This window comes from Kitasatospora sp. NPDC001540 (assembly GCF_042894345.1).
Taxonomy (GTDB): Bacteria; Actinomycetota; Actinomycetes; order Streptomycetales; family Streptomycetaceae; genus Kitasatospora; species Kitasatospora phosalacinea_C.
The window spans coordinates 99,052-123,940 of the sequence record NZ_JBIAVO010000018.1 but is presented as its reverse complement, the minus strand read 5'-3'; the positions used below and the strand labels follow the sequence as shown (position 1 = coordinate 123,940).

Annotated in this window: 27 protein-coding genes and 1 pseudogene; 11 read left to right on the top strand and 17 right to left on the bottom strand. The window is 74.8% G+C overall.

Going from position 1 to position 24,889, the window contains the following annotated elements:
- Nucleotides 1–17: 17 nt before the first annotated feature.
- The gene (locus ACFY00_RS21850) at nt 18–758 is read right to left on the bottom strand and encodes a cobalt-precorrin-6A reductase (RefSeq protein ID WP_388033111.1); all 741 of its coding nucleotides are present in this window, start codon (nt 756–758) and stop codon (nt 18–20) included.
- A 141-nt stretch (nt 759–899) separates the two neighbouring features.
- On the opposite strand from ACFY00_RS21850, the gene ACFY00_RS21845 reads away from it, so the two are divergent.
- A complete protein-coding gene (locus tag ACFY00_RS21845) occupies nt 900–2,039 on the top strand; it encodes a cobalt-precorrin-5B (C(1))-methyltransferase (RefSeq protein ID WP_388033110.1) in 1,140 nt (379 codons plus the stop codon).
- Nucleotides 2,040–2,103: 64 nt separating this feature from the next.
- Here the strand turns inward: ACFY00_RS21845 and ACFY00_RS21840 are convergent, their stop codons facing one another.
- From ACFY00_RS21840 to ACFY00_RS21830, 3 genes are all read right to left on the bottom strand, one after another.
- On the bottom strand, nt 2,104–2,514 hold the full coding sequence (locus ACFY00_RS21840) for a RidA family protein (protein ID WP_388033109.1): 411 nt from the start codon (nt 2,512–2,514) through the stop codon (nt 2,104–2,106).
- Between the two features lie 32 nt (nt 2,515–2,546).
- On the bottom strand, nt 2,547–3,305 hold the full coding sequence (locus tag ACFY00_RS21835; protein ID WP_388033108.1) for an IclR family transcriptional regulator: 759 nt from the start codon (nt 3,303–3,305) through the stop codon (nt 2,547–2,549).
- A gap of 64 nt (nt 3,306–3,369) precedes the next feature.
- Nucleotides 3,370–4,470, bottom strand: a complete 1,101-nt coding sequence (locus ACFY00_RS21830; protein WP_388033107.1) for a sugar kinase — start codon at nt 4,468–4,470, stop codon at nt 3,370–3,372.
- Between the two features lie 258 nt (nt 4,471–4,728).
- Between ACFY00_RS21830 and ACFY00_RS21825 the strand changes: the two genes are divergently transcribed.
- From ACFY00_RS21825 to ACFY00_RS21815, 3 genes are all read left to right on the top strand, one after another.
- The gene (locus tag ACFY00_RS21825; protein WP_388033106.1) at nt 4,729–6,144 is read left to right on the top strand and encodes an amino acid deaminase; all 1,416 of its coding nucleotides are present in this window, start codon (nt 4,729–4,731) and stop codon (nt 6,142–6,144) included.
- Nucleotides 6,144–7,814 carry an amidohydrolase family protein gene (locus ACFY00_RS21820; protein ID WP_388033105.1) on the top strand — a complete coding sequence of 557 codons (1,671 nt, stop codon included), beginning with the start codon at nt 6,144–6,146 and terminating at the stop codon, nt 7,812–7,814. The genes ACFY00_RS21825 and ACFY00_RS21820 overlap by 1 nt, the downstream gene beginning before the upstream one ends.
- 174 nt (nt 7,815–7,988) lie before the next feature.
- Nucleotides 7,989–8,594, top strand: coding sequence for a bifunctional 4-hydroxy-2-oxoglutarate aldolase/2-dehydro-3-deoxy-phosphogluconate aldolase (locus ACFY00_RS21815; protein ID WP_388033104.1), 606 nt, complete (start codon nt 7,989–7,991; stop codon nt 8,592–8,594).
- Nucleotides 8,595–8,737: 143 nt separating this feature from the next.
- Here ACFY00_RS21815 and ACFY00_RS21810 read toward each other — a convergent pair whose 3' ends face one another.
- Nucleotides 8,738–9,325, bottom strand: coding sequence for a peroxiredoxin-like family protein (locus ACFY00_RS21810; RefSeq protein ID WP_388033103.1), 588 nt, complete (start codon nt 9,323–9,325; stop codon nt 8,738–8,740).
- Between the two features lie 76 nt (nt 9,326–9,401).
- On the opposite strand from ACFY00_RS21810, the gene ACFY00_RS21805 reads away from it, so the two are divergent.
- Together ACFY00_RS21805 and ACFY00_RS21800 are read left to right on the top strand one after the other, a co-directional pair.
- Complete coding sequence (locus tag ACFY00_RS21805; protein ID WP_388033102.1) at nt 9,402–10,073, top strand: TetR/AcrR family transcriptional regulator; 672 nt, start codon at nt 9,402–9,404, stop codon at nt 10,071–10,073.
- A gap of 44 nt (nt 10,074–10,117) precedes the next feature.
- Nucleotides 10,118–10,264 (top strand): hypothetical protein, encoded by a 147-nt coding sequence (locus ACFY00_RS21800; protein ID WP_388033101.1) that lies wholly within the window; start codon nt 10,118–10,120, stop codon nt 10,262–10,264.
- Between the two features lie 535 nt (nt 10,265–10,799).
- Here the strand turns inward: ACFY00_RS21800 and ACFY00_RS21795 are convergent.
- Nucleotides 10,800–11,690, bottom strand: a complete 891-nt coding sequence (locus ACFY00_RS21795) for a sigma-70 family RNA polymerase sigma factor (protein ID WP_388033100.1) — start codon at nt 11,688–11,690, stop codon at nt 10,800–10,802.
- An 83-nt stretch (nt 11,691–11,773) separates the two neighbouring features.
- Between ACFY00_RS21795 and ACFY00_RS21790 the strand changes: the two genes are divergently transcribed.
- Entirely contained in the window at nt 11,774–12,223 is a 450-nt protein-coding gene (locus ACFY00_RS21790; RefSeq protein WP_388033099.1) for a carboxymuconolactone decarboxylase family protein, read from the top strand.
- 154 nt (nt 12,224–12,377) lie between these two features.
- Here the strand turns inward: ACFY00_RS21790 and ACFY00_RS21785 are convergent, their stop codons facing one another.
- Together ACFY00_RS21785 and ACFY00_RS21780 are read right to left on the bottom strand one after the other, a co-directional pair.
- Nucleotides 12,378–12,797 (bottom strand): hypothetical protein, encoded by a 420-nt coding sequence (locus ACFY00_RS21785; RefSeq protein ID WP_388033098.1) that lies wholly within the window; start codon nt 12,795–12,797, stop codon nt 12,378–12,380.
- 155 nt (nt 12,798–12,952) lie between these two features.
- Entirely contained in the window at nt 12,953–13,606 is a 654-nt protein-coding gene (locus ACFY00_RS21780) for a TetR/AcrR family transcriptional regulator (RefSeq protein ID WP_388033097.1), read from the bottom strand.
- 129 nt (nt 13,607–13,735) lie between these two features.
- Between ACFY00_RS21780 and ACFY00_RS21775 the strand changes: the two genes are divergently transcribed.
- A complete protein-coding gene (locus ACFY00_RS21775; RefSeq protein WP_388033096.1) occupies nt 13,736–14,881 on the top strand; it encodes an FAD-dependent oxidoreductase in 1,146 nt (381 codons plus the stop codon).
- On the opposite strand, the gene ACFY00_RS21770 is transcribed toward ACFY00_RS21775, so the two are convergent.
- From ACFY00_RS21770 to ACFY00_RS21750, 5 genes and pseudogenes are all read right to left on the bottom strand, one after another.
- Nucleotides 14,772–15,161, bottom strand: coding sequence for a DUF5959 family protein (locus ACFY00_RS21770; protein ID WP_388033143.1), 390 nt, complete (start codon nt 15,159–15,161; stop codon nt 14,772–14,774). The two genes, ACFY00_RS21775 and ACFY00_RS21770, sit on opposite strands and share 110 nt — an antisense overlap.
- Before the next feature lie 116 nt (nt 15,162–15,277).
- Nucleotides 15,278–15,397, bottom strand: a pseudogene (locus tag ACFY00_RS21765) (DUF5959 family protein); the annotation flags it as partial.
- A 68-nt stretch (nt 15,398–15,465) separates the two neighbouring features.
- Nucleotides 15,466–16,206, bottom strand: a complete 741-nt coding sequence (gene cobM / locus ACFY00_RS21760) for a precorrin-4 C(11)-methyltransferase (RefSeq protein ID WP_285733053.1) — start codon at nt 16,204–16,206, stop codon at nt 15,466–15,468.
- The gene (gene cbiE, locus ACFY00_RS21755; RefSeq protein ID WP_388033095.1) at nt 16,203–17,552 is read right to left on the bottom strand and encodes a precorrin-6y C5,15-methyltransferase (decarboxylating) subunit CbiE; all 1,350 of its coding nucleotides are present in this window, start codon (nt 17,550–17,552) and stop codon (nt 16,203–16,205) included. The genes cobM and cbiE overlap by 4 nt, the downstream gene beginning before the upstream one ends.
- A gap of 188 nt (nt 17,553–17,740) precedes the next feature.
- On the bottom strand, nt 17,741–18,187 hold the full coding sequence (locus tag ACFY00_RS21750) for a MarR family winged helix-turn-helix transcriptional regulator (protein ID WP_388033094.1): 447 nt from the start codon (nt 18,185–18,187) through the stop codon (nt 17,741–17,743).
- A gap of 214 nt (nt 18,188–18,401) precedes the next feature.
- Between ACFY00_RS21750 and ACFY00_RS21745 the strand changes: the two genes are divergently transcribed.
- Together ACFY00_RS21745 and ACFY00_RS21740 are read left to right on the top strand one after the other, a co-directional pair.
- Nucleotides 18,402–19,520, top strand: a complete 1,119-nt coding sequence (locus ACFY00_RS21745; RefSeq protein WP_388033093.1) for an alpha/beta hydrolase family protein — start codon at nt 18,402–18,404, stop codon at nt 19,518–19,520.
- Between the two features lie 373 nt (nt 19,521–19,893).
- On the top strand, nt 19,894–20,421 hold the full coding sequence (locus ACFY00_RS21740) for an HAD domain-containing protein (RefSeq protein ID WP_388033092.1): 528 nt from the start codon (nt 19,894–19,896) through the stop codon (nt 20,419–20,421).
- Between the two features lie 125 nt (nt 20,422–20,546).
- On the opposite strand, the gene ACFY00_RS21735 is transcribed toward ACFY00_RS21740, so the two are convergent.
- From ACFY00_RS21735 to ACFY00_RS21725, 3 genes are read right to left on the bottom strand one after another with little or no spacing between them, the layout of a single operon-like run.
- On the bottom strand, nt 20,547–21,317 hold the full coding sequence (locus ACFY00_RS21735) for an SAM-dependent methyltransferase (RefSeq protein ID WP_388033091.1): 771 nt from the start codon (nt 21,315–21,317) through the stop codon (nt 20,547–20,549).
- The gene (locus ACFY00_RS21730) at nt 21,308–21,775 is read right to left on the bottom strand and encodes a DUF6183 family protein (RefSeq protein ID WP_388033090.1); all 468 of its coding nucleotides are present in this window, start codon (nt 21,773–21,775) and stop codon (nt 21,308–21,310) included. The genes ACFY00_RS21735 and ACFY00_RS21730 overlap by 10 nt, the downstream gene beginning before the upstream one ends.
- A gap of 10 nt (nt 21,776–21,785) precedes the next feature.
- Nucleotides 21,786–22,781 (bottom strand): AAA family ATPase, encoded by a 996-nt coding sequence (locus ACFY00_RS21725; protein ID WP_388033089.1) that lies wholly within the window; start codon nt 22,779–22,781, stop codon nt 21,786–21,788.
- Between ACFY00_RS21725 and ACFY00_RS21720 the strand changes: the two genes are divergently transcribed.
- Nucleotides 22,687–23,133 carry an aldo/keto reductase gene (locus ACFY00_RS21720; protein ID WP_388033088.1) on the top strand — a complete coding sequence of 149 codons (447 nt, stop codon included), beginning with the start codon at nt 22,687–22,689 and terminating at the stop codon, nt 23,131–23,133. The two genes, ACFY00_RS21725 and ACFY00_RS21720, sit on opposite strands and share 95 nt — an antisense overlap.
- Before the next feature lie 93 nt (nt 23,134–23,226).
- On the opposite strand, the gene ACFY00_RS21715 is transcribed toward ACFY00_RS21720, so the two are convergent.
- Entirely contained in the window at nt 23,227–24,759 is a 1,533-nt protein-coding gene (locus tag ACFY00_RS21715; protein WP_388033087.1) for a carboxyl transferase domain-containing protein, read from the bottom strand.
- Nucleotides 24,760–24,889 lie beyond the last annotated feature (130 nt).

The following is a 24,889-nucleotide window of genomic DNA, read 5'->3' as shown; positions in this document are numbered from 1 at the left end:
GGCGAGTCGACGGTGCGTCAGCCCACCAGCCGCCTGACCCAGTCGGCCGCCCCGGCGACGTCCGGGGCGGTGCGCACCCCCTCCGGGGGCGCCGGGCGCTGCACCACGACCACGGGCAGGCCGAGTTCGCGGGCCGCCGTCAGCTTGGGCGCGGTCGCGGCGCTGCCGCTGTCCTTGGTCACCAGCACCTCGATCCGGTGCGCCCGCAGCAGCGCCCGCTCCCCGTCCAGGGTGAACGGGCCGCGCTCCAGCAGCACTTCGGTCACGGTGGGCATCGGCGCCACCGGCGGCTCGACCGAACGCGCCAGGAAGACCAGCCCGTCCAGGTGCGCGAAGGCGGCGATGCCCTGGCGCCCGGTGGTCAGGAACACCCGGCGGCCGAGCGCGGGCAGCGCCTCCGCGGCCGCGGCCAGGCTCGGCACCGCGTGCCAGCGGTCGCCGTCCTGCGGCACCCAGCCCGGGCGGCGCAGCGCCAGCAGCGGCGTGCCCGTCTCGGCGGCGGCCAGCGCAGCGTTGCGGCTGATCCGCTCCGCGAACGGGTGGGTGGCGTCCAGCAGCGCGTCCACCGCGTGGGCCCGCAGCCAGGCCGCCAGACCGGCCGGGCCGCCGAACCCGCCGACCCTGACCTCCCCCGCGGGCAGCCGCGGCCGCTCCACCCGCCCGGCCAGCGAACTGGTCACCCGCAGCGCCGGATCGGCCACCAGCACCTCCGCCAACCGGCGGGCCTCACTGGTGCCGCCGAGGATCAGGACGTGCATGCGGAAGCTCCCTGGGCCGGTGCGAGCAGGACACACCACCCTAACCGGGCGCCCGAGGCCGCCGACGTGGGACGGTGGGAGCAGTGGGAACGGCCAGGAGAACGGCGGACGAGCGGTGAACGGCGGGACGAGTGGTGAGCGGTGAGTAGCGCGGCGCAGGACGGCCCGGTGGGCGGCGGGCGCAAGGGGCAGCTGCGTAGCAGCGGACTGCGGCCCGGCTGGACGACGGGCGCGTGCGCCACGGCCGCGACCAAGGCGGCGTACACGGCGCTGCTCGGCGGCGGCTTCCCCGACCCGGTGGTCATCACCCTGCCCAAGGGCGAGCGGCCCGCGTTCGCGCTGGCGGTGGAGGAACTCGCGCCCGGCCGGGCCAGCGCCGGGGTGGTCAAGGACGCGGGCGACGACCCCGACGTGACGCACGGCGCGCTGGTCCGCTCCACGGTGCGGCCGGGCCCGCCGGGCAGCGGCGTGGTGTTCCGGGCCGGACCGGGCGTGGGGACGGTCACCAAGCCCGGCCTGCCGCTGGCGGTCGGCGAACCGGCCGTCAACCCGGTGCCGCGGCAGCTGATGCGCGAGGCGGTCGCCGAAGTGGCCCGGGAGTTCGGCGCGTCCGGCGACGTGGAGGTGGAACTCTCCGTCGACCACGGCGAGGAGATCGCCCGGCACACCTGGAACCCGCGCCTGGGCATCCTCGGCGGCCTGTCCATCCTCGGCACGACCGGCATCGTGGTGCCCTACTCCTGCTCGGCCTGGATCGACTCGATCCGCCGCGGCATCGACGTGGCCCGCGCCGCCGGGCACCCCCACGTCGCGGGCGCGACCGGCTCCACCTCCGAGAAGGTGGTGGTCGCCGAGTACGGCCTGCCCGAGGACGCCCTGCTCGACATGGGCGACTTCGCCGGGGCCGTCCTCAAGTACCTGCGCAGGCACCCGGTTCCGCGCCTCACCGTCTGCGGCGGCTTCGCCAAGCTCTCCAAGCTCGCCGCCGGACACCTCGACCTGCACTCCGGACGCTCCCAGGTCGACAAGGCCCAACTCGCCGCCCTGGCAAGGGAGGGCGGCGCCACCGAGGAGCTGGCCGCCCGGGTCGCCGCCGCCAACACCGCCCTGGAGGCCGTGCAGTTGTGCACGGCGGCGGGCGTCCCCCTCGGCGACCTGGTCGCCGAACGGGCCCGCGCCACCGCCCTCGACGTGCTGCTCGGCGCCCCCGTCACCGTCGACGTGATCTGCATCGACCGCGCGGGCACGATCGTCGGCCGCGCCGCCCCGAAGGGCCCCTGACGGGACGGCCCCGGGGCGGCGGACCGGGCGGCGCGGGGCGGCGCGGCCGACGCCCGGAGGAGGCTCAGTCCGTGACGACGGCCTGCGCGTCGATCTCCACCAGCATCGGCTCCTGCGGGAGTTCGACGAAGACCGTGGTGCGGCAGGGCTTCACGCCGCCCGGGGCGATGTTCTCCTCGATGAACTGGGCGTACACCTCGTTCATCAGCGGGAAGTCGGCCCGCTTGGTCAGGTAGACGCGGAACATCACCACGTCCTCGATGCTCGCGCCGCCCGCCTCCACGATCGCCTTGACGTTCTCCAGCGTCCGCCGGGTCTGCGCCTTCACGTCGCCGTGGTACAGGTACTCGCCGGTCGCCGGGTCCTGCGGGCCCTGGCCGGACACCTGCAGGATCGGGCCCTTGCGCACGCCCTGCGAGAACATCCACGCCGGGGCCGGGGCGCCATCGGTGCGGACCTCGATCTTGTCGCTCATGTGTCTTGCTCCATACGGTTGTCGACGATGCGTCAGTGAACGGTGCCGCGAGCCGGGAGGCCCGCGTCGGCGGAGATCGCCCGGGTGCAGGCGAGCAGTTGGGGGAGCAGTTCGAGCACCTGCTCGTACGGGAGGACCACGTCCGGCACCGAGATCGACGCCGCCGCCACCACCCGGCCCGAGACGTCCCGGATCGGCGCGGCCACGCAGTTGATGAACGCCTCGTGCTCGGCGTGGTCCTGCGCCCAGCCCTGCGCCGCGACCTGGTCGAGCTCGGCCAGCAGCGCCTTCGGACTGGTGATCGTGTTCGGGGTGTGCACGGTGAACTCGATCCCGTCCACCACCCGGCGGCGCTCGGCCGGTGACAGGTCGGCCAGCAGCACCTTGGCCACCGCCGTGTTGTGCAGGGCCGCCCGCAGCCCGATCCGCGAGTACATCCGCACCGGGTGCCGCGAGTCGTACTTGTCGATGTAGACCACCTCGCCGCCCTCGTACGCGGCCAGGTGCACGGTCTGGCCGGTCGCCGCGTTCAGCTCGGCGAGGTGCGGGGCGGCGGTGCGGCGGATGCCGCGCTGTTCCAGCGCGAGGCTGGACAGCGCGAACAGGCCCGCGCCGAGGTGGTAGCGGTACTGGGCGTCGCGGTGGACGAAGCGCTCCTCCTCCAGGCTCTGCAGCAGCCGCAGCACGGTGGTCTTGTGCACGCCGATCAGCTCGGCCAACTGGTCGAGGGAGCGCTCGCCCTCGCCGAGTTCGGCGAGCAGGCGCAGGGCGCGGGTGACGGTCTGGCTCATGGGTGTCCCGAGGGTCTTCGAGGGTGCCGGGAGGGTGCGGTGCGGTTGCGGTGGTGGCAGGGGCTCAGCGGACGGGGGCGGGCAGGACGGGGGCCGGCAGCGCGGGGGAGTCGATGCCGGACGCGGAGACCCGGGTCGCCGCCCAGGCCCGCTCGTCGGCGGCCAGCAGCGCGGCCACCGTCGCCGCGTCCGGCAGCGCGCCGTGGTCGGTGGGGGCGGTCAGCGCGCCCGCCGCCGCCAGGTGGCCCAGGCGCAGCCGGGAGCGCTGGTCGAGACCGCGCAGGGTGCCCGCCAGGTAGCCCGCCGCGAACGCGTCGCCCGCGCCGGTCGGCTCCATCACCTCGACGCGCAGCGCCCGTTCGGTGACCGAGCCGCCGCCCTGGTCGAGCGCGGTGACCAGGTGCCCGGCGTCCTTGACCACCACGGTGGCCGGGGACGGGAAGCGCGCCCGCAGCGCCCGCGGGTCGCCGGTGCCGAACGCCTCCTCGGCCTCGTCCGCGCCCAGCAGCAGCACGTCCGCGGCATCCAGCAGCTCCGGCAGCACCGCCGGGTCGCGCAGCCGCCACAGCGCCGGGCGCCAGTTCAGGTCGAAGGAGACCAGCCGGCCCGGGCGGCGGCGGGCCAGCAGGGCGCGCACCAGGGCCAGGCAGTCGTCCGACAGCGCGGGCGTGATGCCGGTCAGGTGCAGCAGCGGCGCGGCGTCCAGCAGGGCCGCGGCCACCGGGTCGTCCAGCAGCGCGGGGGAGAGCGCGGAGGCCGCCGAACCGGTGCGGTAGTAGTGCAGGCGGGAACGGCCCGGGCCCAGGTCGTGCGGGAGGCCGGAACCGCCGGTCTCCTTCAGGTACACGCCGGTCGGGCGGTGCGGGTCGACCGCGACGGCCGACACGTCCACCCCCGCCGCGGCCAGGTCGCCCGTCAGGCGGCGGCCGAAGCCGTCCGCGCCGACCCGGCTGATCCACGCCGTCGGCACGCCCAGCGCGGCCAGCGCGGCCGCCACGTTCGACTCGGCGCCCCCCACCGAGGGCCGGAACGCGCCGACGGCCTCGAACGGCCCCGGCCGGTCGGGCAGCAGCACCGCCATCGACTCGCCCAGGCACACCGCCCGGGCGGCGGCCGCATCGTCCCGGCCCGCACCGGCCCGGTCCGCACCGCCTCGATCCGCCATCAAACCCGCTCCCTCACCCTGGGGCCCGCACCCCCGCCCCCACCGCCGACGGCCCGCGCGGCCCGGCGCTCGGCGGTGAGCCCCGGTGCTGCGTGCCTGGTGGGAGGGGTGGACGGGCCGCGCCGCGGTCCGTTGACCGCCGTCCGGCGTGAATGCTAGAACCGTATCACCAACATGCGCAATACAGGTTGCGCATGTTGCAACTTCCCAGCTCGTCGGCGGGCCGGGGCTTGACGGGTCTGACACGGAGGCAGTGCGATGGGCGAGAACAGCGGGACGGACGCAACCGCGGAACGGGCGAACGGAACCGCCGGACGGGCGGAGGCGGGCCCGCAGTACTTCGCCGACCCCGTCCGCAGCCCCGGCCCCGGCGAGGGCGACGGCCCCGGCATCGGCATCGACACCGCCGCCGTCGCCGCCCTCGCCGACGAGATCCTCGACTTCCGCTTCAAGGCCGTCCCCGCCGACGCCTGGGGCCGCACCGTCCGCGACTGGCTCGCCACCCGCCCCACCCTCGACGGCCTCGGCACCCCCCTGCTCACCCTCGACGCCGCCGCCCTCGCCCACAACCTGCACACCATGGCCGCCTGGTGCCGCGACGCCGGAGTCCGCCTCGCCCCGCACGGCAAGACCACCATGGCCCCCGCCCTCTGGCAGGCCCAACTCGCCGCCGGGGCCCACGCCATCACCCTCGCCAACCTCCCCCAACTCCGCGTCGCCCGCGCCTTCGGCGTCCAACGCCTGCTCCTCGCCAACACCCTGCTCGACCCCGCCGGACTCGCCTGGATCGCCGACGAACTCGACCGCGACCCCGACTTCGCCTTCACCTCCTGGGTCGACTCCACCGACAGCGTCCGCCAGATGGACGCCGCCCTGCGCGCCGCCGGAGCCCGCCGCCCCGTCGAGGTCCTGGTCGAACTCGGCGGCCCCGGCGGCCGGACCGGCGCCCGCGGCGTCCCCGCCGCCCTCGACGTCGCCGCCGCCGTCCTCGCCGCCCCCACCCTGCGCCTCGCCGGAGTCGGCGGCTACGAAGGCGCCCTCGCCCACGACGCCTCCGACGCCGCCCTCGCCGCCGTCCGCGGCTACCTCGCCGACCTCGCCGACCTGCACCGCCGCCTCGCCGCCGACTACCCCACCCCCACCCCCGTCGTCACCGCGGGCGGCAGCGCCTACTTCGACACCGTCGCCCAGGAGTTGACCCCCCTCACCCGGCAGGTCCCCGGCACCACCGTCATCGTCCGGGCCGGCGCCTACCTCGCCCACGACGACGGCTTCTACCGCGGCATCTCCCCGCTCTCCCGCCGCCCCGACACCACCCCGCTGCGCTCCGCCATGCACGGCTGGGCCCGCGTCGTCTCCCACCCCGAACCCCAACTCGCCCTCCTCGACGCCGGAAAGCGCGACCTCCCGTTCGACGAAGGCCTTCCCGAACCCCAACTCGTCCGCGGCGCAGGCCCCCTGGCGGACACCCCGGCGGGCGCCACCGTCACCGCCCTCAACGACCAGCACGCCTTCCTGCGCAACGCCGGAGCCGCCGCCCCCGTCGGCGCCGTCCTGCGCCTCGGCCTCTCCCACCCCTGCACCGCCTTCGACAAGTGGAGCCTCATCCCCGTCCTCGACCACGCCGACGCCGAACACCCCCGCGTCGTCGACCTTGTCCGGACGTACTTCTGATGGCCGACCTCCTCCTGCGCGACGCCACCGTCATCGACGGCACCGGCACCGACCGCTACCGCGCCGACGTCACCGTCACCGACGGGCGCATCGACCGGATCAGCCGCCCCGGCGGCGCCGGTGGTGCCGATACGGCCCGGGTCGCCGGCGAACGCCTGACCGGACGCCGGGTCATCGACGCCGACGGGCTGATCCTCGCCCCCGGCTTCATCGACATGCACGCCCACTCCGACCTGCGCCTGCTCCTCGAACCCGACCACCCCTCCCGGATCACCCAGGGCGTCACCCTCGAAGTCCTCGGCCAGGACGGCCTCTCCTACGCCCCCGTCGACGACACCACCCTCGCCGCGCTGCGCCGCCAACTCGCGGGCTGGAACGGCGATCCCGCCGACGAGGAGTTCGACTGGAACTGGCGCACCGTCGCCCAGTACCTCGACCGCCTCGACACCGGCACCGCCGTCAACACCTGCTACCTCGTCCCGCACGGCTCCGTCCGGATGCTCGCCATGGGCTGGGCCAACCGTCCCCCCACCGGCGCCGAACTCGACCGGATGAAGCACCTGTTGGACGAAGCACTGGCCGACGGGGCGGTCGGCATGTCCACCGGCCTCACCTACACCCCCGGCATGTACGCCGACACCGCCGAACTCGTCGAACTGTGCACCGTCGTCGCCGCCCGCGGCGGCTTCCACGCCCCGCACCAACGCTCCTACGGCGCGGGCGCGTTGGAAGGCTACGCCGAGATGGTCGAGATCTCCCGGCGCTCCGGCTGCCCGCTCCACCTCACCCACGCCACCATGAACTTCGGCGTCAACGAAGGCCGCGCCGGACAGTTCCTCGCCCTGGTCGACGCCGCACTCGCCGACGGCATCGACATCACCCTCGACAGCTACCCCTACCTGCCCGGATCCACCACCCTGGCCGCCCTGCTGCCCAGTTGGTCCACCGAGGGCGGCCCCGAAGCCACCCTCGCCCGGCTCGCCGACCCCGCCGCCCGCGAGCGCATCCGCGTCGACGTCGAGGAACGCGGCAGCGACGGCTGCCACGGCGTCGTCACCGACTGGGACACCATCCAGGTCTCTGGCGTCCGGCACGGCTCGCTCTCCGCCGCTGTCGGCCGGAAGATCTCCGAACTCGCCGCCGAACAGGGCCGCACCGGCACCGAGGTCTTCTTCGACCTGCTGCGCGCCGACCAGTTGGGCACCACGATCCTCCAGCACGTCGGCCACGAGGAGAACGTCCGCGCCATCATGCGGCACGCCGCGCACACCGTCGGCAGCGACGGCCTCCTGGTCGGTGCCCGCCCGCACCCCCGCGCCTGGGGCACCTTCCCCCGCTACCTGGCCCACTACAGCCGCGAGTTGGGCGTCCTCACCCTCGAGCAGACCATCGCCCGGATGACCGGCCGCCCCGCCCGCCGCCTCGGCCTCGACCGGCGCGGACTCGTCCGCCCCGGCCACCACGCCGACCTGGTCCTGTTCGACCCGCAGACCGTCCGCGACACCGCCACCTTCGACCACCCCCGGCAGGCCGCCGAAGGCATCCAGCACGTCCTGGTCAACGGCGTCGCCGCCCTCACCGACGGCAAACCCACCGGCGAACTCGCGGGCCGGGCCCTGCGCCGCGACACGGACCGGAAGGTTCGGGCCGGAGCCCCGAGCCGGGGCTGACCTCCGGCGGGGAACGCCCGATCACTTCGAACCAGTGCACATCGAACAGGAGTTGGCAGGATGGGAACGGAAACCGGGACGGGAACGGAAACCGGGACGGGAGCGGGAGCCCGGGCGGGAGCGGGAGCGGGAGCAGGGGCGGGGGCGGAGGGGGCGGACCTCCTGCGCGCGGCGTTGGCCCGGCAGCCGGTGATCGCCGTGGTGCGGGCCCCCGTGATCCCCGACGCGGTCGCGCTCTGCGAAGCCCTGGCCGAGGGCGGCATCGCCTGGACCGAACTCACCTTCACCACACCGGACGTGACCCGCCACGTCGCCCGCGCCGCCGAAGCGGGCTGCCGGATCGGCGTCGGCACCGTCCTCACCGCCGACCAGGCCCGCGAGGGCATCGCCGCCGGAGCCGGGTTCCTGGTCACCCCCGGCCTGCGCCCCGCCGTCGCCGACATCGCCCGCGAGGCCGGAATCCCGGTCGTGATGGGCGCGTTGACGCCCAGCGAGGTCGCCGACGCCGTCGACCTCGGCGCCGCCGCGGTCAAGATCTTCCCCGCCAAGGCCTTCGGCCCCGGTTACTTCAAGGACCTGCACGGCCCCTACCCCGGCGTCCCGCTGGTCGCCTCCGGCGGCGTCAACACCGGAAACGCCAAGGCCTTCCTCGACCACGGCGCACTCGCCGTCTGCGCCGGCACCGACGTCGTCCCCCCGCAAGCCGTCGCGGACGGCGACTGGGCCGACATCACCCGCCGCGCGAAGGAGTTCGTCGCCTCGCTCGCCCTGTTGGACTGAGCGCCGCTCTGCTCAGCAGGGCTGGGGTCTGCTCGGGCGGGCGGTTTTCGGTTCGCCGGGGCGGGGGTTTGCTCGGCCCGGCGGTTTCCCGCTCGGCCGAGCCGGCCCTCGTCGGGGTGGGCCCCTCCCGGGGTGGCAGGGGGTCAGTCGCGCTGGGGTACCGGCGCCGTGCGGTGTTCGGCGGCGAGGGCGAGGACCTGGTCGACGGACCAGTGGTCGGCGGCGTGGGTGCCGTAGTGGGCGGCGGCGATCCGACCGTCGGCGGTGAGCAGGAAGTCGGCGGGCAGACCGAGGCGTCCACCGAGGGGGCGGGACGCGGGCGGGCGTTCACGGCCGCGCAGGACCAGCGGGACGCTGCGGGCCAGGCCACGGACGATCGACGGCCAGACCCGGGGGTCGAGCAGCGCGCGGGCCCCGCGTTCGACGCCGTACGCGCGGTACAGCCGCTGCTCGGGGTCGGCGAGCAGCGGGAAGGGCAACCCGTCGGCGTACGGCCGCAGTTCGTCGGCGGGCGAGTGGAAGACGGCCACCTCCCGCACCCCCGCCTCCCGCAGCTGCGGGTGGCGTACGGCGAAGCTGCGCAGGTGCAGGTTGCAGATCGGGCAGCCCGCGAAGCGGCGGAACTGCAGGTGGGTCAGGCCGTCCGCGGGCACCGGCGGCAGGGGCGTGCCGGAGGCGTCGGCGGTGGCGGGGAGGGGCGGGGCGGTGGTGCCGGTCCGGAGTCGGGACACGTGGGCTCCTCGGAAGCTCCTCGTAGGTGTAGACCGTACGCCTAAACTGTAGGCGTATGCCGTACGCTGTCAACCCGTGCCCCGTCCACGCTCCCTGACCACCCAGCAGATCGCCGCCGCCGCGCTCGCCGTGATCGACCGCGACGGCCTGTCGGCACTGTCCATGCGCACCGTCGCCGCCGAACTCGACCGCCGCACCATGGCGTTGTACCGCTACGTCGAGGACCGCGAGGAACTCGAGTGCCTGGTCGTCGACCTCGCCCTCGGCGCCGTCCTGGACCGCGCCGCCTCCGAGCACGTTGCCTCCGACCACGTCGCTTCGGACCGCGCCGACCGGCCCGCCGCGGCGGTCGGGCCGCGCGCCCGGCTGCTCGTCCTGCTGGAGCTCATGCGCGAGGCCGTCGGTGCGCACCCCGGCGTCCTGCCGCTGGCGGTCCGGCACCACGGCGGCTGCCCGTCCGCGCTGCGCTGGCGCGAGCGGCTGCTGGAGGCGCTGGCCGAGGCCGGACTCGACGCGCCGCGCCGGGCGTCCGCACTGCACGCGCTGGTGTCGTACGTGATCGGGGCGCTCGAACTCGAACACCAGGCCGCCGCCGCTTCCGCGGCTCCTGCCGGTGCGTCCGTCCCCGAGACCTTCCCGCTGCTCGCCGCCGCCCTGACCACCCGCGCCACCACCGACCCGGCCCTCGCCTTCGCCGACGGCGCGCGCACCGTCCTGGACGGCCTGGGCCTGGGGCTGGACCGTTAGGGCCCGTTTCCCAAGTGGATCAAGTGGCCCGCGGGCTGCCAGGGGTGGCCGGCGAGGGTTCCGCCGAGGCCGTGCGGCCGGTGGAGTTGCAGGCGGACGTCCTGGACGACCAGTTGATCGGGCGGTTGGTCGACCTGGCCCGCGCGAGCGGTTGCAGCTCACCGGTGTCGGCGGCCTGCTCCAGCGGCTGACGGAGAGGCTCCTGGAGTTCGCCTTCGAAGGCCGACTCTCCGCCGGTCGCCGCTCACTCAACCCCACCGAGTCGTCCCGTCCAACGGATCGACCCGTCGCCCCGTCCCGTCCACACGCGGCGGGCACGAGTATTCCGTGGACCGCACCCCTCGGGGCACCGGAAACTGGCTCGGAGCGTCCATCCGAGGAACGAGGGGCCACCGGCGACACTCGACAACGGCACCTGGAACGAGCCCGATGACCGTGTCGCGTGGCGCCGCCTCTGCAACGCGATGCACGAGGAGCAGACGGTGACCCGCTCGAGCGTTCCGAAGCGGGCGCGGGCCCACGTCGTCACCGAGAACGAGGGGCGGCGCGACCCGCGGCAGGCCCAGGGCCGTCAGTAGCCGCCGCCCGCCGCCCGCCGCCCCTCGACCGGTGTCGTCGTTCAGTGCGCGGACACCGGTGGGCGGTGGCCGGGTCGATTCCGAGCAGATAGGCGATACGGGCGGGGCCCCAGCGGCGCAGCACGGGCAGGCGGTGCAACGGTGCCGGTCACGCCGGGCCGGGCAGGTTCATCCGTGTGAGCTTGGCCGGGTCGACCACTGCGGTGATGGCGGTGATCCGGCCTCCGGCGACGGTGAACGCGAGGACCGAGAGCGGGGTGCCGTCCTCGCGCCAGGAGAGGACTCCGGGGCGGCCGCCCACGAGCGCCGCCCGGCCCAGGGAGGCCGCACCGGCGGCCAGTTGTGCGCCGGCGGCGACCTTGGTGGCGCCGAGGGTGACGACCGTGCCGCCGGGGGTGTCGACGGTGAGCTTCACCTCGGGGTCGAGCACGCGCAGCAACCCCTCGAAGTCGCCGCCGCGGGCCGCCGCCAGGAAAGCGTCGACGACCTCGCGCTGTTGCCGGTCCGCGCGGGTCGTCCGCTCGGTCTCCCGCTCGGTCGTCCGGACCTTGCGGCGGGCGCGGCTGGCGAGCATCTTGGTCGCGTCGGTGGACTTGCCGAGGATGCGGCCGATCTCGTCGAACGGCACCGCGAACAGGTCGTGCAGCACGAACGCCAGTCGCTCGCCGGGCCGGAGCGATTCGAGGACGACGAGGAGCGCGAGCCCGACCGAGTCGGCGAGCACGGCGTCGTCGTCCGGGGCGGGAGCGTCGTCGAGCGTCACCACGAGCTCGGTCAGGCGTCCGTCGTAGGACGCCTCGGGGCGGGCCTGGCGCGAGCGCAGGACGTCGAGACTGATTCGGCCGACCACGGTGGTCAGCCAGCCGGCCAGGTTCTCGATGCTCTCCGCGTCCTGCCGGGACAGTCGCAGCCAGGCTTCCTGGACCACGTCCTCGGCGTCGGCGTGCGAGCCGAGCATGCGGTGGGCGACCGCGCGCAGCCGGTCGCGCTGGGCGTCGAACGCCCGGGCCACCAGGTCCGTCGAGCCGGTCTCGACCATGTTGTCACCTTCCCCGAATCCGCTCCGTCATGGGGGATGACGGGCCCGGACGGGTCCAGGTAACCGATGAAGGAGCAGGACTGATGGAAGCACGCCTCAAGGGTGCGATGAACCCCGACCTGGTGACCGCGATCCAGCACCTCCACAAGGCGATAGCCGCAGGGGGCGTCGACCGGCGGCTGCTGTCGCTGGTCCACCTGCGCGCCAGTCAGGTCAACGGCTGCGCGCCGTGCGTCTTCGCCAGCGTCTCGGCTGCGAAGAAGGCCGGTGAGACGGACGAGCGGCTGCACCACGTGGTCGCGTGGCGCGAGACGCCCTTCTTCACCGAGCAGGAGCGGGTGGCGCTCGCGCTGAGCGAGGCCGCCACCCGCATCCAGGACGGCGCCACCGGCGTGACCGACGAGATCTGGGAGGCCGCCGCCGACCACTTCACCGCGGAGCAGTTGGGTGCGATCACCTTGGAGATCGCCATGACCAACTTCTTCAACCGGATCAACCACACGATCCGGGAGCAGGCGGGCAGGACCTGGTGAGTCGAACACGTCCTGCCGGAGGCCGGGTTCGCAGCCTCCGGCAGGACGTGTTCGCCGACTGAGCCGTCAGCAAGTCCGGTGGCCTTCGACCGGCGGTTGGCTCCATCCCGTCGGCAAGCGGGCTTGAAGTCGGTCGGCGGGGGTGGCATCCGCCTCAGGGGCGCCTGCGGCGGGTGGGCGTGTCGCGGACGACAGTTGCGACATGCGTGACGCAGATGTGCGTCGGCTCTGCGGGGATGGGTGCCGTCCGATCGGTCCAGTGGTGGAAGTACGCCGTCACGTGGGCGACCAGGGCATCCGGGTCGGGCTCTCCGACCGGGCGCAGGGCGATGGCTCGCCGCTCGCCGACGAGATGGACCTGGAGGGGCCGTGCCGAGGCGTCGAAGGCGGCCGTGATCTCGTCGGTGAAGTCGGGCTCGGTCAGTTGCTGGAGTTCGTCGTCGTCCGCGCACGGCAGCATCAGACCGTCGTCGTCGATCAGCAGGCAGGGGAAGTCCACGGGGCTGACGTGGGGGGCCTGCCGGTGCGGGCGCCTGCGCAGGCGCTGGAGGAAGGCGGGGCGGCGGATCGGCACGACCTGATCCTGCCGCAACGACCGGGCCCGTCCTTCGCCGGGTGCTCGAGGCCACCTGGCGGACGGCCGGGATGGCCCGTCAAAGGTCGCCGGAAGGCGGACGCTGCGGGCCCACCGCCGTTCCCCCGGCCGGGAGGGCCCGGGCGGGGGAGGGGCTAGGAGGCGGGTGCGGCAAGGGAGTTCCAGCCGTGTTCGAGCAGGTCGAAGGCGCGGACCATGGCGCTGCGGACGTCGTCGTGGGCCTGGGCGGCCCGGGGGGCCTCCAGGGCGAAGTGGGCCAGTGCGGTGCAGAGCGGATCGTCGGCGGGGCGGCCGCTCTCCTCGGCGATCACCGCGGCGAGCGCGGCGGTGTGGCGCAGCCACATGGCCTGGTGGTAGTCGCGCAGGGCGGGGGTGGAGTTCACCAGGCCGAGGAAGGCCGCGAAGCGGGGGTCGCCGTCGGTGGCGGCCCGGCGGTGGCGCAGCGCGTGGTCGCACAGGGCGGCCGGGATCGACCGGCCGGGGGGACGTTCGCGGACGGCGGCCAGCAGTGCGGCCTCCTGGTCCGTCTCCCGGTCGAAGACCAGGGTCTCCTTGGACGGGAAGTGCTTGAACAGCGTGGTGGTGGAGACGTCGGCGGCGTCCGCGATCTCGCGGATGCCGACCTCGTCGTAGCCGCGCTCCAGGAACAGGCGCAGTGCGGCGTCGGCGATGGCCTGGCGGGTGGCGGCCTTCTTGCGCTCGCGCCGCCCGGGCGGCGGTGGCGGGGGCGGAGACGTCGGCGGTGGCGGTGGCGGCGGCGGGGGTGATGGCGGTGGGGTGCTGGGCATGGGGGCAGTCTACCCCTACGGTTGACCGGGTTCAAAAGTTGACTCGTTGCACTTTTGTAGTCGTTGTGCTCTTCTGGGGGTGCGACCCCACGGAGCGCCACCGGGCGTCCGTCCGAAGGGAGAACCACCATGACCACCACCGCACCCGCCCCCCGCATCGCCGTCATCGGCGCCGGACCGGGCGGCCTGACCTGCGCCCGCATCCTGCAGCGCCACGGCCTCGCCGTCACCGTCCACGACCGCGACCACGGCCCCGACGCCCGCGACCAGGGCGGCACGCTCGACCTGCACGAGGACAACGGCCAGATCGCCCTGCGCGAGGCCGGACTGCTCGACGACTTCTTCCGCCTGTCCCGCCCCGAGGCGCAGGAGATGCGCCAACTCGACGCCACCACAGGGGAGATCGGCTTCCACCACGTCCCCGCGGACGGCGAGCGGATCAAGCCCGAGATCGACCGCGGCCAACTGCGCGACCTGCTCCTCGGCTCGCTCGAACCGGGCACCGTCCGCTGGGGCCGCACCCTGCGGTCCGTCGAAGGACCCGCCGCGGGCCCCCGCCACCTGCACTTCGCCGACGGCACCGTGACCGAGGCCGACCTCGTCATCGGCGCCGACGGCGCCTGGTCCCGGGTCCGCCGCGTCCTCTCCCCGGCCACCCCCCGCTACACCGGCATCAGCTTCCTCGAAGCCTGGTTCCACGACGTCGACCGCCGCCACCCCGAACTCGCCGCACTCGTCGGCCCCGGCAGCGCCGCCGCGGCCGACGGCGAACGCGCCCTGTTCGCCCAGCGCAGCAGCGGCGACCACCTCCGCGTGTACGCCATCCAGCGCGTCCCCGCCGACTGGATCGCCGCGGCCGGTCGCACCGTCCAGGACACCGGCGCCGTCCGCGCCCTCCTCCTGGACCGCTACCGCCACTGGTCGCCGTCCCTGCGCCGACTCCTCACCGACAACGACGGCCGCTACGTCGACCGCCCCATCCACGCCCTGCCCGTCCCGCACACCTGGCAGCACGATCCCGCCGTCACCCTCCTCGGGGACGCCGCCCACCTGATGCCCCCGCTCGGCGTCGGCGTCAACCTCGCCATGCTCGACGCCTGCGAACTCGCCCTCGCCCTCGCCCGGCACGACACCGTCGCCGAAGCCGTCCGCGCCTACGAGGCGGTCATGCTGCCCCGCTCCGCCGACATGCAGCGCCTCCTGGACGGGGCCGCCGAAGGACTGCTGTCCGCCGAGCCCCACCAGCAGGAGCACGCGCCGTCCGGCACCCGGTGAACCCCGGTGAACGCGATTCGTGGGCTGCGGTCCGTGGGCCGCGGACCTCAGGTGAACGGCCCCGCGGGGCGGGTCGGCGCCGCCACTCGTGGACGCCCGGGGCGGGCCGGTGGACCTCGCTCGGCCAGGCCCGCCGGACCTGTGCGAGCAGCCTGCGCTGTTCGTCGATCCACCCCGCCCCCAGCGAGAGCGGGAGGAGCACGGAGACGCACGACCGGCCCAGGTCCTCGACGAGGACGGTCGGCGCGCCGTGCTCCTCGTCGAACGGCCGGACCCTGATCTCCGGGCTGCCGTCCTCCAGTCAGGCGACCTCCCGGCCGGACGCGAGCGCGTCCAGGGCCCGGCCCCACCCGTCCAGGTCGGAGGGGGACAACGCGACGGGGAGGCGCCCGTGACGATGCTGCTCGCGACGAGGACCTCCGCGTCGAGCAGGTCGTGGAGGTGGAGCACGCCCGGCATCCGGCGTCCCGGCACCCGTACCCGGAAGCTGTTGTCGCCGTCCCGGAGGTCGACCAGGTCCAGGTCCGCCGCCGGTGGCGAGGAGGAGGAGCCGCGGGCCTCGGACCGGCGACCGGGCGGCAGGCTCAGCGGGCCCGGGTGGTCGAGTACAGGTGGCTGTCGCGGAACTCCGTCGCCGCCAGCGTGCGGCCGACGATGATGACGGCCGTGCGCAGCACGCCCGCGGCCTTCACCTGGACGGCGATGTCGCCGAGGGTACCGCGCAGCACCAACTCGTCCGGGCGGCTGGCCATCGCGACCACCGCGGCCGGGCAGTCCGGCCCGTAGTGCGGGAGCAACTCCTCGACCACGCTGTCCACGTAGCGGGCCGCCAGGTGCAGCACCAGCAGCGCGCCGCTCTTGCCGAGCACGGACAGCTCCTCGCCGGGCGGCATCGGCGTCGCCTGCCGGGCCACCCGGGTCAGGATCACCGTCTGCCCGACCGTCGGCACCGTCAACTCCCGCTTCAGCGCCGCCGCGGCCGCCGCGAACGCGGGCACGCCCGGCACCACCTCGTACGGGATGTCCGCCGCGTCCAGCCGACGCATCTGCTCGGCCATCGCCGAGAACACCGACGGGTCGCCGGAGTGCAACCGGGCCACGTCCAGGCCCTCGCCGTGCGCGCGGACGATCTCCGCCAGGATCTGGTCCAGGTCCAGGTTGGCGGTGTCGACCAGCCGGGCGTCCGGCGGGCAGTCCGCCAGCAGCTCCGGCGGCACCAGGCTGCCCGCGTACAGGCACACCCCGCAGCGTGCCAGGGTGCGCTGGCCGCGCACCGTGATCAGATCGGCCGCGCCCGGACCGGCACCGATGAAATAGACCGTCACTTCGCTCCTCCGACAACCTCGGCCGCACCGGATTTTCCGGCGTTCCCGTTCCCGTTCCCGCTCGTGCTCGCGTTGGTGGCTGCGCCGGTGTCGGCCGCCGGGGCCGCGTCGGTGCCCTTGACGACGCTCCACTGGGTCACCGGCATCGACTGCCGCCACCCCGTGAACCCGCCCACCGGCACCGCGTACGCGACCGCCAGCTTCACCAACTCGCCGCCGTGGCGCCGGTACCACTGCGTCAACAGCGCCTCCGACTCCAGCGTCACCGTGTTCGCGACCAGCCGCCCGCCCGGGCCGAGCGCCGCCCAGCACGCCTCCAGCACCCCCGGGACTGTCAGCCCGCCACCCACGAACACCGCGTCCGGGCGGCCCAGTTCGGCCGTCAGCTCCGCCAGCGCCGTCGGCGCCGCCCCCCGGACCACCCGCAACCGGGGTACGCCGAGCGCCGCCGCGTTGCGGACGATCCGCTCCGCCCGCGCCGGGTCCCGCTCCACACTGACCGCCCGGCAACTGCGGTGCGCCCGAAGCCACTCGATACCGATCGACCCCGAACCGCCACCCACGTCCCACAGCAGCTCGCCCGGCGCCGGGCCGAGCGCCGCCAGCGTGGCCGCCCGGACATGACGCTTCGTCAACTGCCCGTCCGACTCGAAGAGTTCGTCCCGCAGACCGGGCACCAACTGCTGCCTCGGGGCGTCCGGCGCAACGGCCGGATCCAGGACGCAGTCGACCGCCAGCAGGTTCAGCGGATCCCCCGGCGGCAGCGACCAGCCTTCCGCCACGCCCTCGCGCACCGCCTCCGCCGGACCGCCCAGCTGCTCCAACACCCGTACCCGGCTCGGCCCGTAGCCGCGGGCGGCCAGCAGCTCCGCCACCCGCGCGGGCGTCGACGCGTCCGCGCTGAGCACCAGCAGTCGACGGCCCGGGTACAGCGCCGCGTGCAGCGACTCGACCGGTCGGCCGACCAGCGTCACCACCTCGGCCTCCTCCACCGGCCAGCCCAACCGGGCGCACGCCAGCGACACCGAGGACGGATGCGGCAGCACCCGCAGGGACTCCGCCGGGACGCCGCACTCCAGCAGCGTCCGGCCGATCCCGTGGAACATCGGGTCGCCACTGGCCAGCACCGCCAGCCGTCGCCCCGCGAACCGCTCCAACAGCCCCGGTACCGACGGCCGCAACGGGGACGGCCACGACACCCGATCCGCCGTCACCTCCTCCGGCAGCAACGCCAACTGCCGCGCCCCGCCGAGCACCGCGTCCGCCGCGACCAGCGCCTCCCGCGCCGCGCCCGAGAGCCCCGGCCAGCCGTCGGCACCCACCCCGACGACGGTGATCGCAGACACGCGCAACTCCTCACGGCTCGGGGACGGGGCAGCCGCAGCCTACCCGCAGCCGACCGCCGTACCCCCCACGAGCTGCGGAGATCCACCGTGCGACATTGGCCACACCGGCGGGCGCGGTCGATGAGGCAGGGCTGCGGTGGGGCTGCGGTGGGGCTGTGGCGGGGCTGTGGCGGGTGGCGGGTGGCGGGTCAGCCGAGGTCGGCGGCGGCGTGGCGCAGGGCCCGTTCGGCGCGCTGGAGGAAGGCGCGGAACTGCTCCTGCTCGGCCTCGGTGAACTCGTCGGCGAGGCACTGCTCGACCTCGGTGGCCCGCTCGTCGGCCAACTCCAGGGCCGCCCGGCCGCGGTCGGTGAGCCGGGTCTCCAACACGTTGCGGTGCCAGGGGTGCGGCGCCCGCTCCACCAGTCCGCGCTGGGTGAGGTGCTTGAGCAGCACGGCCATCGCCTGCGGGGTGACCTGGCAGGAGCGGGCCAGCGCGGCCCCGCTGATACCCGGGCTGTCGGCGAGCACGTACAGCGCCGCGTACTGCGGCACGGTCAGCCCCGCGGGATCCACTGCGAGGCGTTTCGCGGCCATCAACTCCAGGTCGGCGCGGTGCAGATCGATGCCGAGACGGTCAGCGGCGGGCATTCCCATGCGGAGATGTTACAGGGCGGTAGGCGTCAATCAGTCTCGTTGACACTCGTCAATGTATTGATGATGATGAACGCCGTTGATATCGGCGATCGTCGAATCCCGACTGCTGAGCGCGATGTTTCCGCTACTGCGCGCCACCGCACGCTGATGGATTTGTCGACCTATCGATCTCCAACTCCGACAGGAACGTCACACCCCGGAGGACCGCACCCCGATGACCGCCCTCTCCTTCCCCACCGCCACCGACGCGGCGGCCGGATTCGTCGCCGAGACCCGCCCGCGCGCCCACGGCGCCGGCATCGACCCGTACGAGTACGACCGCGTCATCGCGCCGATCGACTCGCTGCTCGACTGGCCCGACGCCTGCCGGACGGCCGCCCTCGCCCACCGGGCCCGGGCCGAACGGGCCGCCGGGCGAGGCCGGACCCGGACCGCCGGGCACCACCACCGGCTGGCGGCCCGCTGGTTCCACCTCGCCGCGCTGCTGCCGGACCCGGACCGGGAGCGCGCCGCCGCCGTCGCCGCGGAGGCGGACCGTTCGATGGGCGACGCCCTCCTCCTGCTCGAACCCGCGGCCCGGCGGATCTCCGGCGAGGGCTACGCGGGGTGGCTGCGCCTGCCGGAACGGACGGCGACGGCGCGGCGGGACGGGGCGGGGGTCCCCCTGGTGGTGCTGGTGCCCGGAATGGACTCCGCCAAGGAGGAGTTCCACCGCCCGGCCGATGCCCTGCTCGACCGCGGGCTCGCGGTCCTGGCCGTCGACGGTCCCGGGCAGGGGGTCCTGGCCGCCGGGCCCGCGCTCGGCCCGGACCACCGGCACGCACTCCGCCGGGCCCTGGACCACGTCCTGGGAGAGCAGGGAGAGGAGGGGGAACAGGGCGGGGCGGTGGTCGATCCGGGGCGGATCGGGGTCATCGGGCTCAGCCTCGGCGGCTACCTCGCCGCGGACTTCGCCGCGCACGACCCGCGCGTCCGGGCGGCGGCACTGGTCAGCGGGCCGTACCGGCTGGACTGGGACGCGCTGGTCCCGTTCGTCACCGCGACCCTCACCCGCCGCTGCGGCGAGGACGCGGCAGCGGCCCGGGACTTCGTCGAGCGGATCGACCTGGCCGCGCTGGCGCCCCGGCTGCGCCGCCTCCCGCTCCTGCTGGTCGAGGGCGGCCGGGACCGCATCCCCGGCGTCACCAACGCCGACGCCCTCGTCACCGACCTCCCGCACGCCGAACTCCTCCACGTCCCGCACGGCAACCACCTGCTCGGCAACGCCCTGCCGGACTGGCTCCCCGACACCACCGACTGGCTCGCGGACGCCCTGGCCACTCCCACGGCCTGAACGCCACCGCCCGGACGAGGCCGGGACGGACGGGTTCCTCCGAGCGGGTGGCCCGGTCTCCTTCCCTCTGGCGGACGCGAGGGGCCGGCAACGGCTGCGATCGTCGAGGTGCCTCCGCGTGCCGCTCGGAGGCGCGGAGGAAGTGCGCAACCAGCCTGACGGTCGGGGCGCGGGTGGGTTGGTCGGGCGTCCCGGACTTCAACGACCCGGCTGCTCCGCCGGTGGCCGCGAAGTGCGCGGCGCCCACCGCCGACTTCTACGTGATCGCGGGGAGTCACCGGTTGAAGCGGTGAGGCGAGGGGAAGCGGTCGAGCGGGGAGAAGGCGGGGAGAGCGCGGGGAGAAGGCGGGGAGAGCGCGGGGAGAATGCGGGGATGGAGTCGCTGGAGCCACCGCTGCCGCTGCTGTACCTCGACGTCGACGGCCCGCTGATCCCGTTCGGCGGGCCGCCCGGGCGGCAGCCGGAGCACCTGACGGAGCGCCGGATCCGCGAAGTGCTGGGCGCGGAGGCCGCCGGGCACCCGCTGCTGGCCAGGATCGACCCCCGGCACGGGGCGCGGATCGCGGCGCTGCCCTGCCGCCCGGTGTGGGCCACCACCTGGCAGCACGAGGCCAACACCTGCGTCGCACCGCTGCTCGGACTGCCGCCGCTACCGGTACTGGAGGAGGAGGGGGACGACGCGGAACCCCCGTACGGGGTGCACTGGAAGACGCCCCTGCTGGTGGAGCACGCGGACGGGACGGCGTTCGCCTGGCTGGACGACGAGATCGGGGCGGCCGACCGCGCATGGGTGGCGGCCCGCCACGCCGGTCCCGCGCTGCTGCTCCGGGTCGATCCCCAACTGGGCCTGACGGAGGAGGACTTCACCGTCCTGGAGGAGTGGCTGCGCGGCCCGGGGTGAGCGGGCGGCGCCTCGGATGGCGCACGAGGCACACAAGGGGGTTCTCGGAGCAGCGGCTCGATCTTCGGCCGATCGGGCTGTGCCGCGCCCGCTTCGCTGCGTCCGGCCCGGACGGCGGGAAACTCTCAGACCTTGCGTGCGGTCACCAGGGCGAAGGAGATGAACTCCCCGGCGTCTGCGGTGAGCATGTCGATGACGGGCTGGTTCGCGTTCCGCCCGTCCGGCTGGTGTCCGGCGCCTGCCCGGGCCCACAACAGCCAGTCCCGCCAGGCGTCTTGCTGCAGGTGCGCGGACGTGACCTCCACCAGCTCGGTGATCTCCCACTGGAAGCGCCACCACTCCGCCGTGTGCCAGGCAATCGCCTCCCAGCCGACCACCTTCTTGATGTGGGAGGGAATGGCCCCGAGCTCTCGGACCTCCCGCGTCATGGCGGGAGTCGCCATGCCCAGCTGCCCGCCGGGACGGAGGAACCGCAGCAGGTAGGGGAGGTAGCTGTCCGCCGTGCCGAAGTACTCGAAAGCGTCCACGCTCACGATGGCGTCGAAGCTCTCCGCTTCGAACGGTAGAGCGTGGGCCTCCGCTCGTACGGCCTCCACCCGGTCGCCGACACCCGCCTTGGTGAAGACGGTCGCCGCGTCCTCGGGAGCGATCCACAAGTCGGCCGCGACGACCTGGACGCCGTACTCGCGGGCCAGGAACACCGATGTGGCGCCCTTGCCGGAACCGAGGTCGAGAACCCGCATCCCCGAGCGCAGATCAAGGTTCCGGGCGAGGTCCTCCAGCAGCCACAACGGGTTCGGACCCATGTCCAGGTCGAGCAGCCAGGCGGGGTCGTAACGAGAGGAACGCGGATAGCGGTCCGGACGTACGAGATCGTTCAAGGTGGTCACGAACACGGACCCAAGCTGATCGTCCACCCGGGACGCAACCCGTTTTCACCTGGGGTGCTGCCCCGCCCGGCCCGCGCGGTCGGTCTGGACGAGCCGCTCGACCTGCGCGACGTCCCGAAGGACCGCGAGCGGATCGTCCACCTGCGGGTGCGCTGCCGGTGCGCCGCCCACGCGACGATCTCCGGAACGTCCGCCGGGTCGGTCCCGCGCAGCTCCAACTCCCTTACCAGGCAGAGTCGTAGCTGTTCGGTAGCGGGCCCGGTGAACGCCGCCGCGAGGCTCGTGGCGGGACGGTCGGCGACGAGCGCGGACGCCTGGTGCCGGAAGTCCCGCCAGGTGCCGTGCGGCAGCATCGTCAGCAGGTCGAGCGCGAGGCCGATGGACTCGGACTCAGGGGTGGGACCGGGTGCGGCCGCGATCAGGTCGAACAGGCGGCGGAAGGCGTCCAGGTGGGCGGGGGCCACGCGGAAGACCCTACTGCTGGTCCGGGGCGGGGTGGGCAGGACGAGCGGGGTGGGCGGGCCGGGGGAACGCCGCCGGGAGGTGTCGGGCGAAGGAGAAGAGCGCGGCGGCCTCGGCGGGCGAGGTCGCTCGGCGGCGTCCGGGGACGTCGTGGACGGCGGCCGCGCCCTCGGCGCGGAGCCGGTCGGCGGTGGCGTCCCGGGCCATGACGGCGGCGTAGGCGCGGACGTCCGCGGCGGTGAGGTCGGTGCGGTTCCGTTGGGCGTGCTGCTGGAGCAGGTCGGCGACGTCCGGGTCGAAGCGCAGCGCGGTCACCGGGGCGTGGAAGCGCCGGGCGATGGCGATGAGCCGGGCGCGGGCCTCCGGCGTGACGTTCGTCGACTCGGCGATCACGCTGCGGCCGGTGGCGAGCCGGGCGACGATCCTGCGGTCGCGTTCCGCGAAGACCCGGGCGTCCGCCGCGTCGGATTCCGCCTCGGCGGACGCGGCGCCGAAGAGTTCCGCGCGGATCTCGTCGCTGGACACCACGGCCTCCGCGTCGATCCGCCCGCTCCCGATCAGTGCCCGGACGAAGCTGGTCTTGCCCGAGGCCGGTGGGCCGACGAGGACGACGAGACCGGCCGCTACCCGGATGACCGGTGGCAGGGGCGGGGCGTCGAGGAGGAGGCCGCCCGCGCAGTCGAGGGCTTCCTCCGGGGTGCCGGCCTGTGCTCCGCCGGGCAGGAGGGCCTCCCGGTAGCCGGGGCGGGCGGCGAGAGGGCGGGCGGCGAGAGGGCGGCGGGAGGGAAGGGGGAAGGGGAGGGCGAAGCCCCAGGTGTGCAGGGCGCCGGTGAAGCGCAGGCGGCACAGCGGCAGGCGCGTCCTGTCGGCCAACTCGGCTCCCACGTAGGCGAATCCTGCGCGGAAGCGGACCGTGACGGCGGCCACCTGCGGCCAGCGTTCCCGGGCGTGCCGGTTCAGGCGCTGGTGCAGGTGGCGCTGCGTCGATTCCGGCGGGTTCTTCGGCACGGGTCCATCCTGCCGGTGCGCAGGGCCCGGCGCACGGACGGGCCCGTCGGCGACGGCGCGCATCGAGGTGGTGGAACCCTTGCGGGCCGGGCCGGGACGGGACGGTTTCGGCGGCCGGATGCTCACGGACCGCAACCTGGAGATCGCCGGGCAGGTGGTGGAACTCGCGGCCGAACTCGGCACCACCCCGGCGGCGGTCGCGCTCGCCTGGGTGCGGAACCGTCCGGGCGTCGCCTCGGTGCTGATCGGCCCCCGGACGGCCGGCCAACTCGCCGAGAACCTGGCCGGGTTCACCCTGGTTCTGCCGCCCGAGGCGATCGCCCGGCTGGACGGGGCCTCCCGGCCGGAGTGACCGGGCGGCCCCGCGTTCAGTCTTCTCCGCAGGCGGAACGGGCCGATCGCTGCCACTGGCGCTGCCCACCGACCCTGCCCCACCGGTCCTGCCCTACCGGCCGCCGAGGCAGCGGTTGCGGGCGGCGCGGGCGGCGAGGCGTTCGGCGTCCGGGAGTCGGACGAGTTCGGCGAGGGCGGTGGTGACGGCGGCGGCGAGGCGTTCGCGGAGGTCGGCCGGGTCGGAGGTCTCGGGGACGACCAGGTCGACCAGCCCGGTGGCGGTCAGGTCGGTGGCGGTGATGCCCTGGGCGCGGGCGAGTTGGGGCGCGTGCTCGCCGTCGCGGTGGACGATCGCGGACGCCCCCTCCGGCGGCAGCGGGGCCAGCCAGGCGTGCTGGGCGGCCAGCACCCGGTCGGCGGGCAGCAGGGCGAGCGCGCCGCCGCCGCTGCCCTGGCCGAGCAGGACGGCCAGCACCGGGGTGCGCAGACCGACCAGGGTGGTCAGGCAGTGCGCGATCTCCAGTGCCACGCCGTCGAGTTCGGCTTCGACGGAGAGTTCCGCGCCCGTGGTGTCGACCACCGTGAGCAGGGGCAGTCCCAGTTCCTCGGCGATCTGCGCCTGTCGCCGGACGGCCCGCAGATCGGCCGCGGTGACCGGGAGTTGCGGCTCGTCGGCGCCCCGGCGCTGCTGGGCGACGACCATGACCGGCTGCCCGCCGATCAGGGCCAGGCCCCGGACGAGGGCGCTGTCGCCGTCCAGCGGGAGGAAGGACTCGGCGGTGTGGTGCAGGAGTTCGAGCGCGGAGAGCCGGTCGGGGCGGCGGCTGAGCAGCACCGACTCCCAGGCGTCCACGGCCGGCACGTCCACGGCCGACACGTCCACGGTCGACACGTCCACGCTCGGGGCACTCACAGCCGGGACGTCCACGACCGAGCGGGACAGCGGCGGCGCGGCGGAGGTGGGCAGCGCGGCGGAGTCGGGGCGGGCGGTGAGGATGCCGAGGGCGCGGGCCAGGAAGGTGCGCAGCCGCTCCGGTGGGACGATCGCGTCCAGCCGCCCGTGGGCGGCGAGCGTCTCGGCCCGCTGGACGGCCGGTGGCAGCGGTTCGCCGCGCAGCTCCTCGTACACCCGGGGGCCGAGGAAGCCGAGCCGGGCGCCGGGTTCGGCCAGCACCAGGTGGCCGAGGGTGCCCCAGGAGGCGAACACCCCGCCCATGGTGGGGTTGCGCAGGTAGGTCAGGTAGGGGAGCCCGGCGCTGCGGTGCGCGTGGACGGCGGCGGTGACCCGCACCATGCACAGGAACGCGGCCGACCCCTCCTGCATCCGGGTGCCGCCGGAGACCGGCAGGGCCAGCAGCGGCAGCCGTTCGGCGGTGGCGCGCTCCACGGCCCGGGTGATCCGTTCCGCGGTGGCCACGCCGATCGAGCCGCCGAGGAAGCCGAACTCGCAGGCGACCAGGGCCACCGGCCGCCCGTCCAGCAGGGCGCGTCCGGTCAGCACCGCCTCGTCCAGGCCGGTGCGTTCGCGGGCACGGGCGAGGGCGTCCCGGTAGTCGGGGTCTGCGTACTCGGTGGTGACCGGCTCGTCCCAGCTGCGGAAGGTGCCGGGGTCGACCAGCAGGTCGAGCAGTTGACGTGCGGTCACCGGGGCCTCCGGGGCGGGGAGCGGGGGAGTGGGAGGGGGGCGCGTCGCCGAGGCTAGCGGGCGGACGGGGCCCTCGGCGGGCGCGCCGCACGGTGGTGAGCAGGATCACCGGCACGCGGCGCGGAGAGGG

Bases quoted from the DNA above. Each gene is read 5' to 3' on its own strand.
- ACFY00_RS21850 (WP_388033111.1), bottom strand. From the start codon at position 758: ATGCACGTCCTGATCCTCGGCGGCACCAGTGAGGCCCGCCGGTTGGCG.
- ACFY00_RS21840 (WP_388033109.1), bottom strand. From the start codon at position 2,514: ATGAGCGACAAGATCGAGGTCCGCACCGATGGCGCCCCGGCCCCGGCG.
- ACFY00_RS21835 (WP_388033108.1), bottom strand. From the start codon at position 3,305: ATGAGCCAGACCGTCACCCGCGCCCTGCGCCTGCTCGCCGAACTCGGC.
- ACFY00_RS21830 (WP_388033107.1), bottom strand. From the start codon at position 4,470: ATGGCGGATCGAGGCGGTGCGGACCGGGCCGGTGCGGGCCGGGACGAT.
- ACFY00_RS21825 (WP_388033106.1), top strand. From the start codon at position 4,729: ATGGGCGAGAACAGCGGGACGGACGCAACCGCGGAACGGGCGAACGGA.
- ACFY00_RS21820 (WP_388033105.1), top strand. From the start codon at position 6,144: ATGGCCGACCTCCTCCTGCGCGACGCCACCGTCATCGACGGCACCGGC.
- ACFY00_RS21795 (WP_388033100.1), bottom strand. From the start codon at position 11,690: ATGGTCGAGACCGGCTCGACGGACCTGGTGGCCCGGGCGTTCGACGCC.
- ACFY00_RS21790 (WP_388033099.1), top strand. From the start codon at position 11,774: ATGGAAGCACGCCTCAAGGGTGCGATGAACCCCGACCTGGTGACCGCG.
- ACFY00_RS21780 (WP_388033097.1), bottom strand. From the start codon at position 13,606: ATGCCCAGCACCCCACCGCCATCACCCCCGCCGCCGCCACCGCCACCG.
- ACFY00_RS21775 (WP_388033096.1), top strand. From the start codon at position 13,736: ATGACCACCACCGCACCCGCCCCCCGCATCGCCGTCATCGGCGCCGGA.
- ACFY00_RS21750 (WP_388033094.1), bottom strand. From the start codon at position 18,187: ATGGGAATGCCCGCCGCTGACCGTCTCGGCATCGATCTGCACCGCGCC.
- ACFY00_RS21745 (WP_388033093.1), top strand. From the start codon at position 18,402: ATGACCGCCCTCTCCTTCCCCACCGCCACCGACGCGGCGGCCGGATTC.
- ACFY00_RS21740 (WP_388033092.1), top strand. From the start codon at position 19,894: ATGGAGTCGCTGGAGCCACCGCTGCCGCTGCTGTACCTCGACGTCGAC.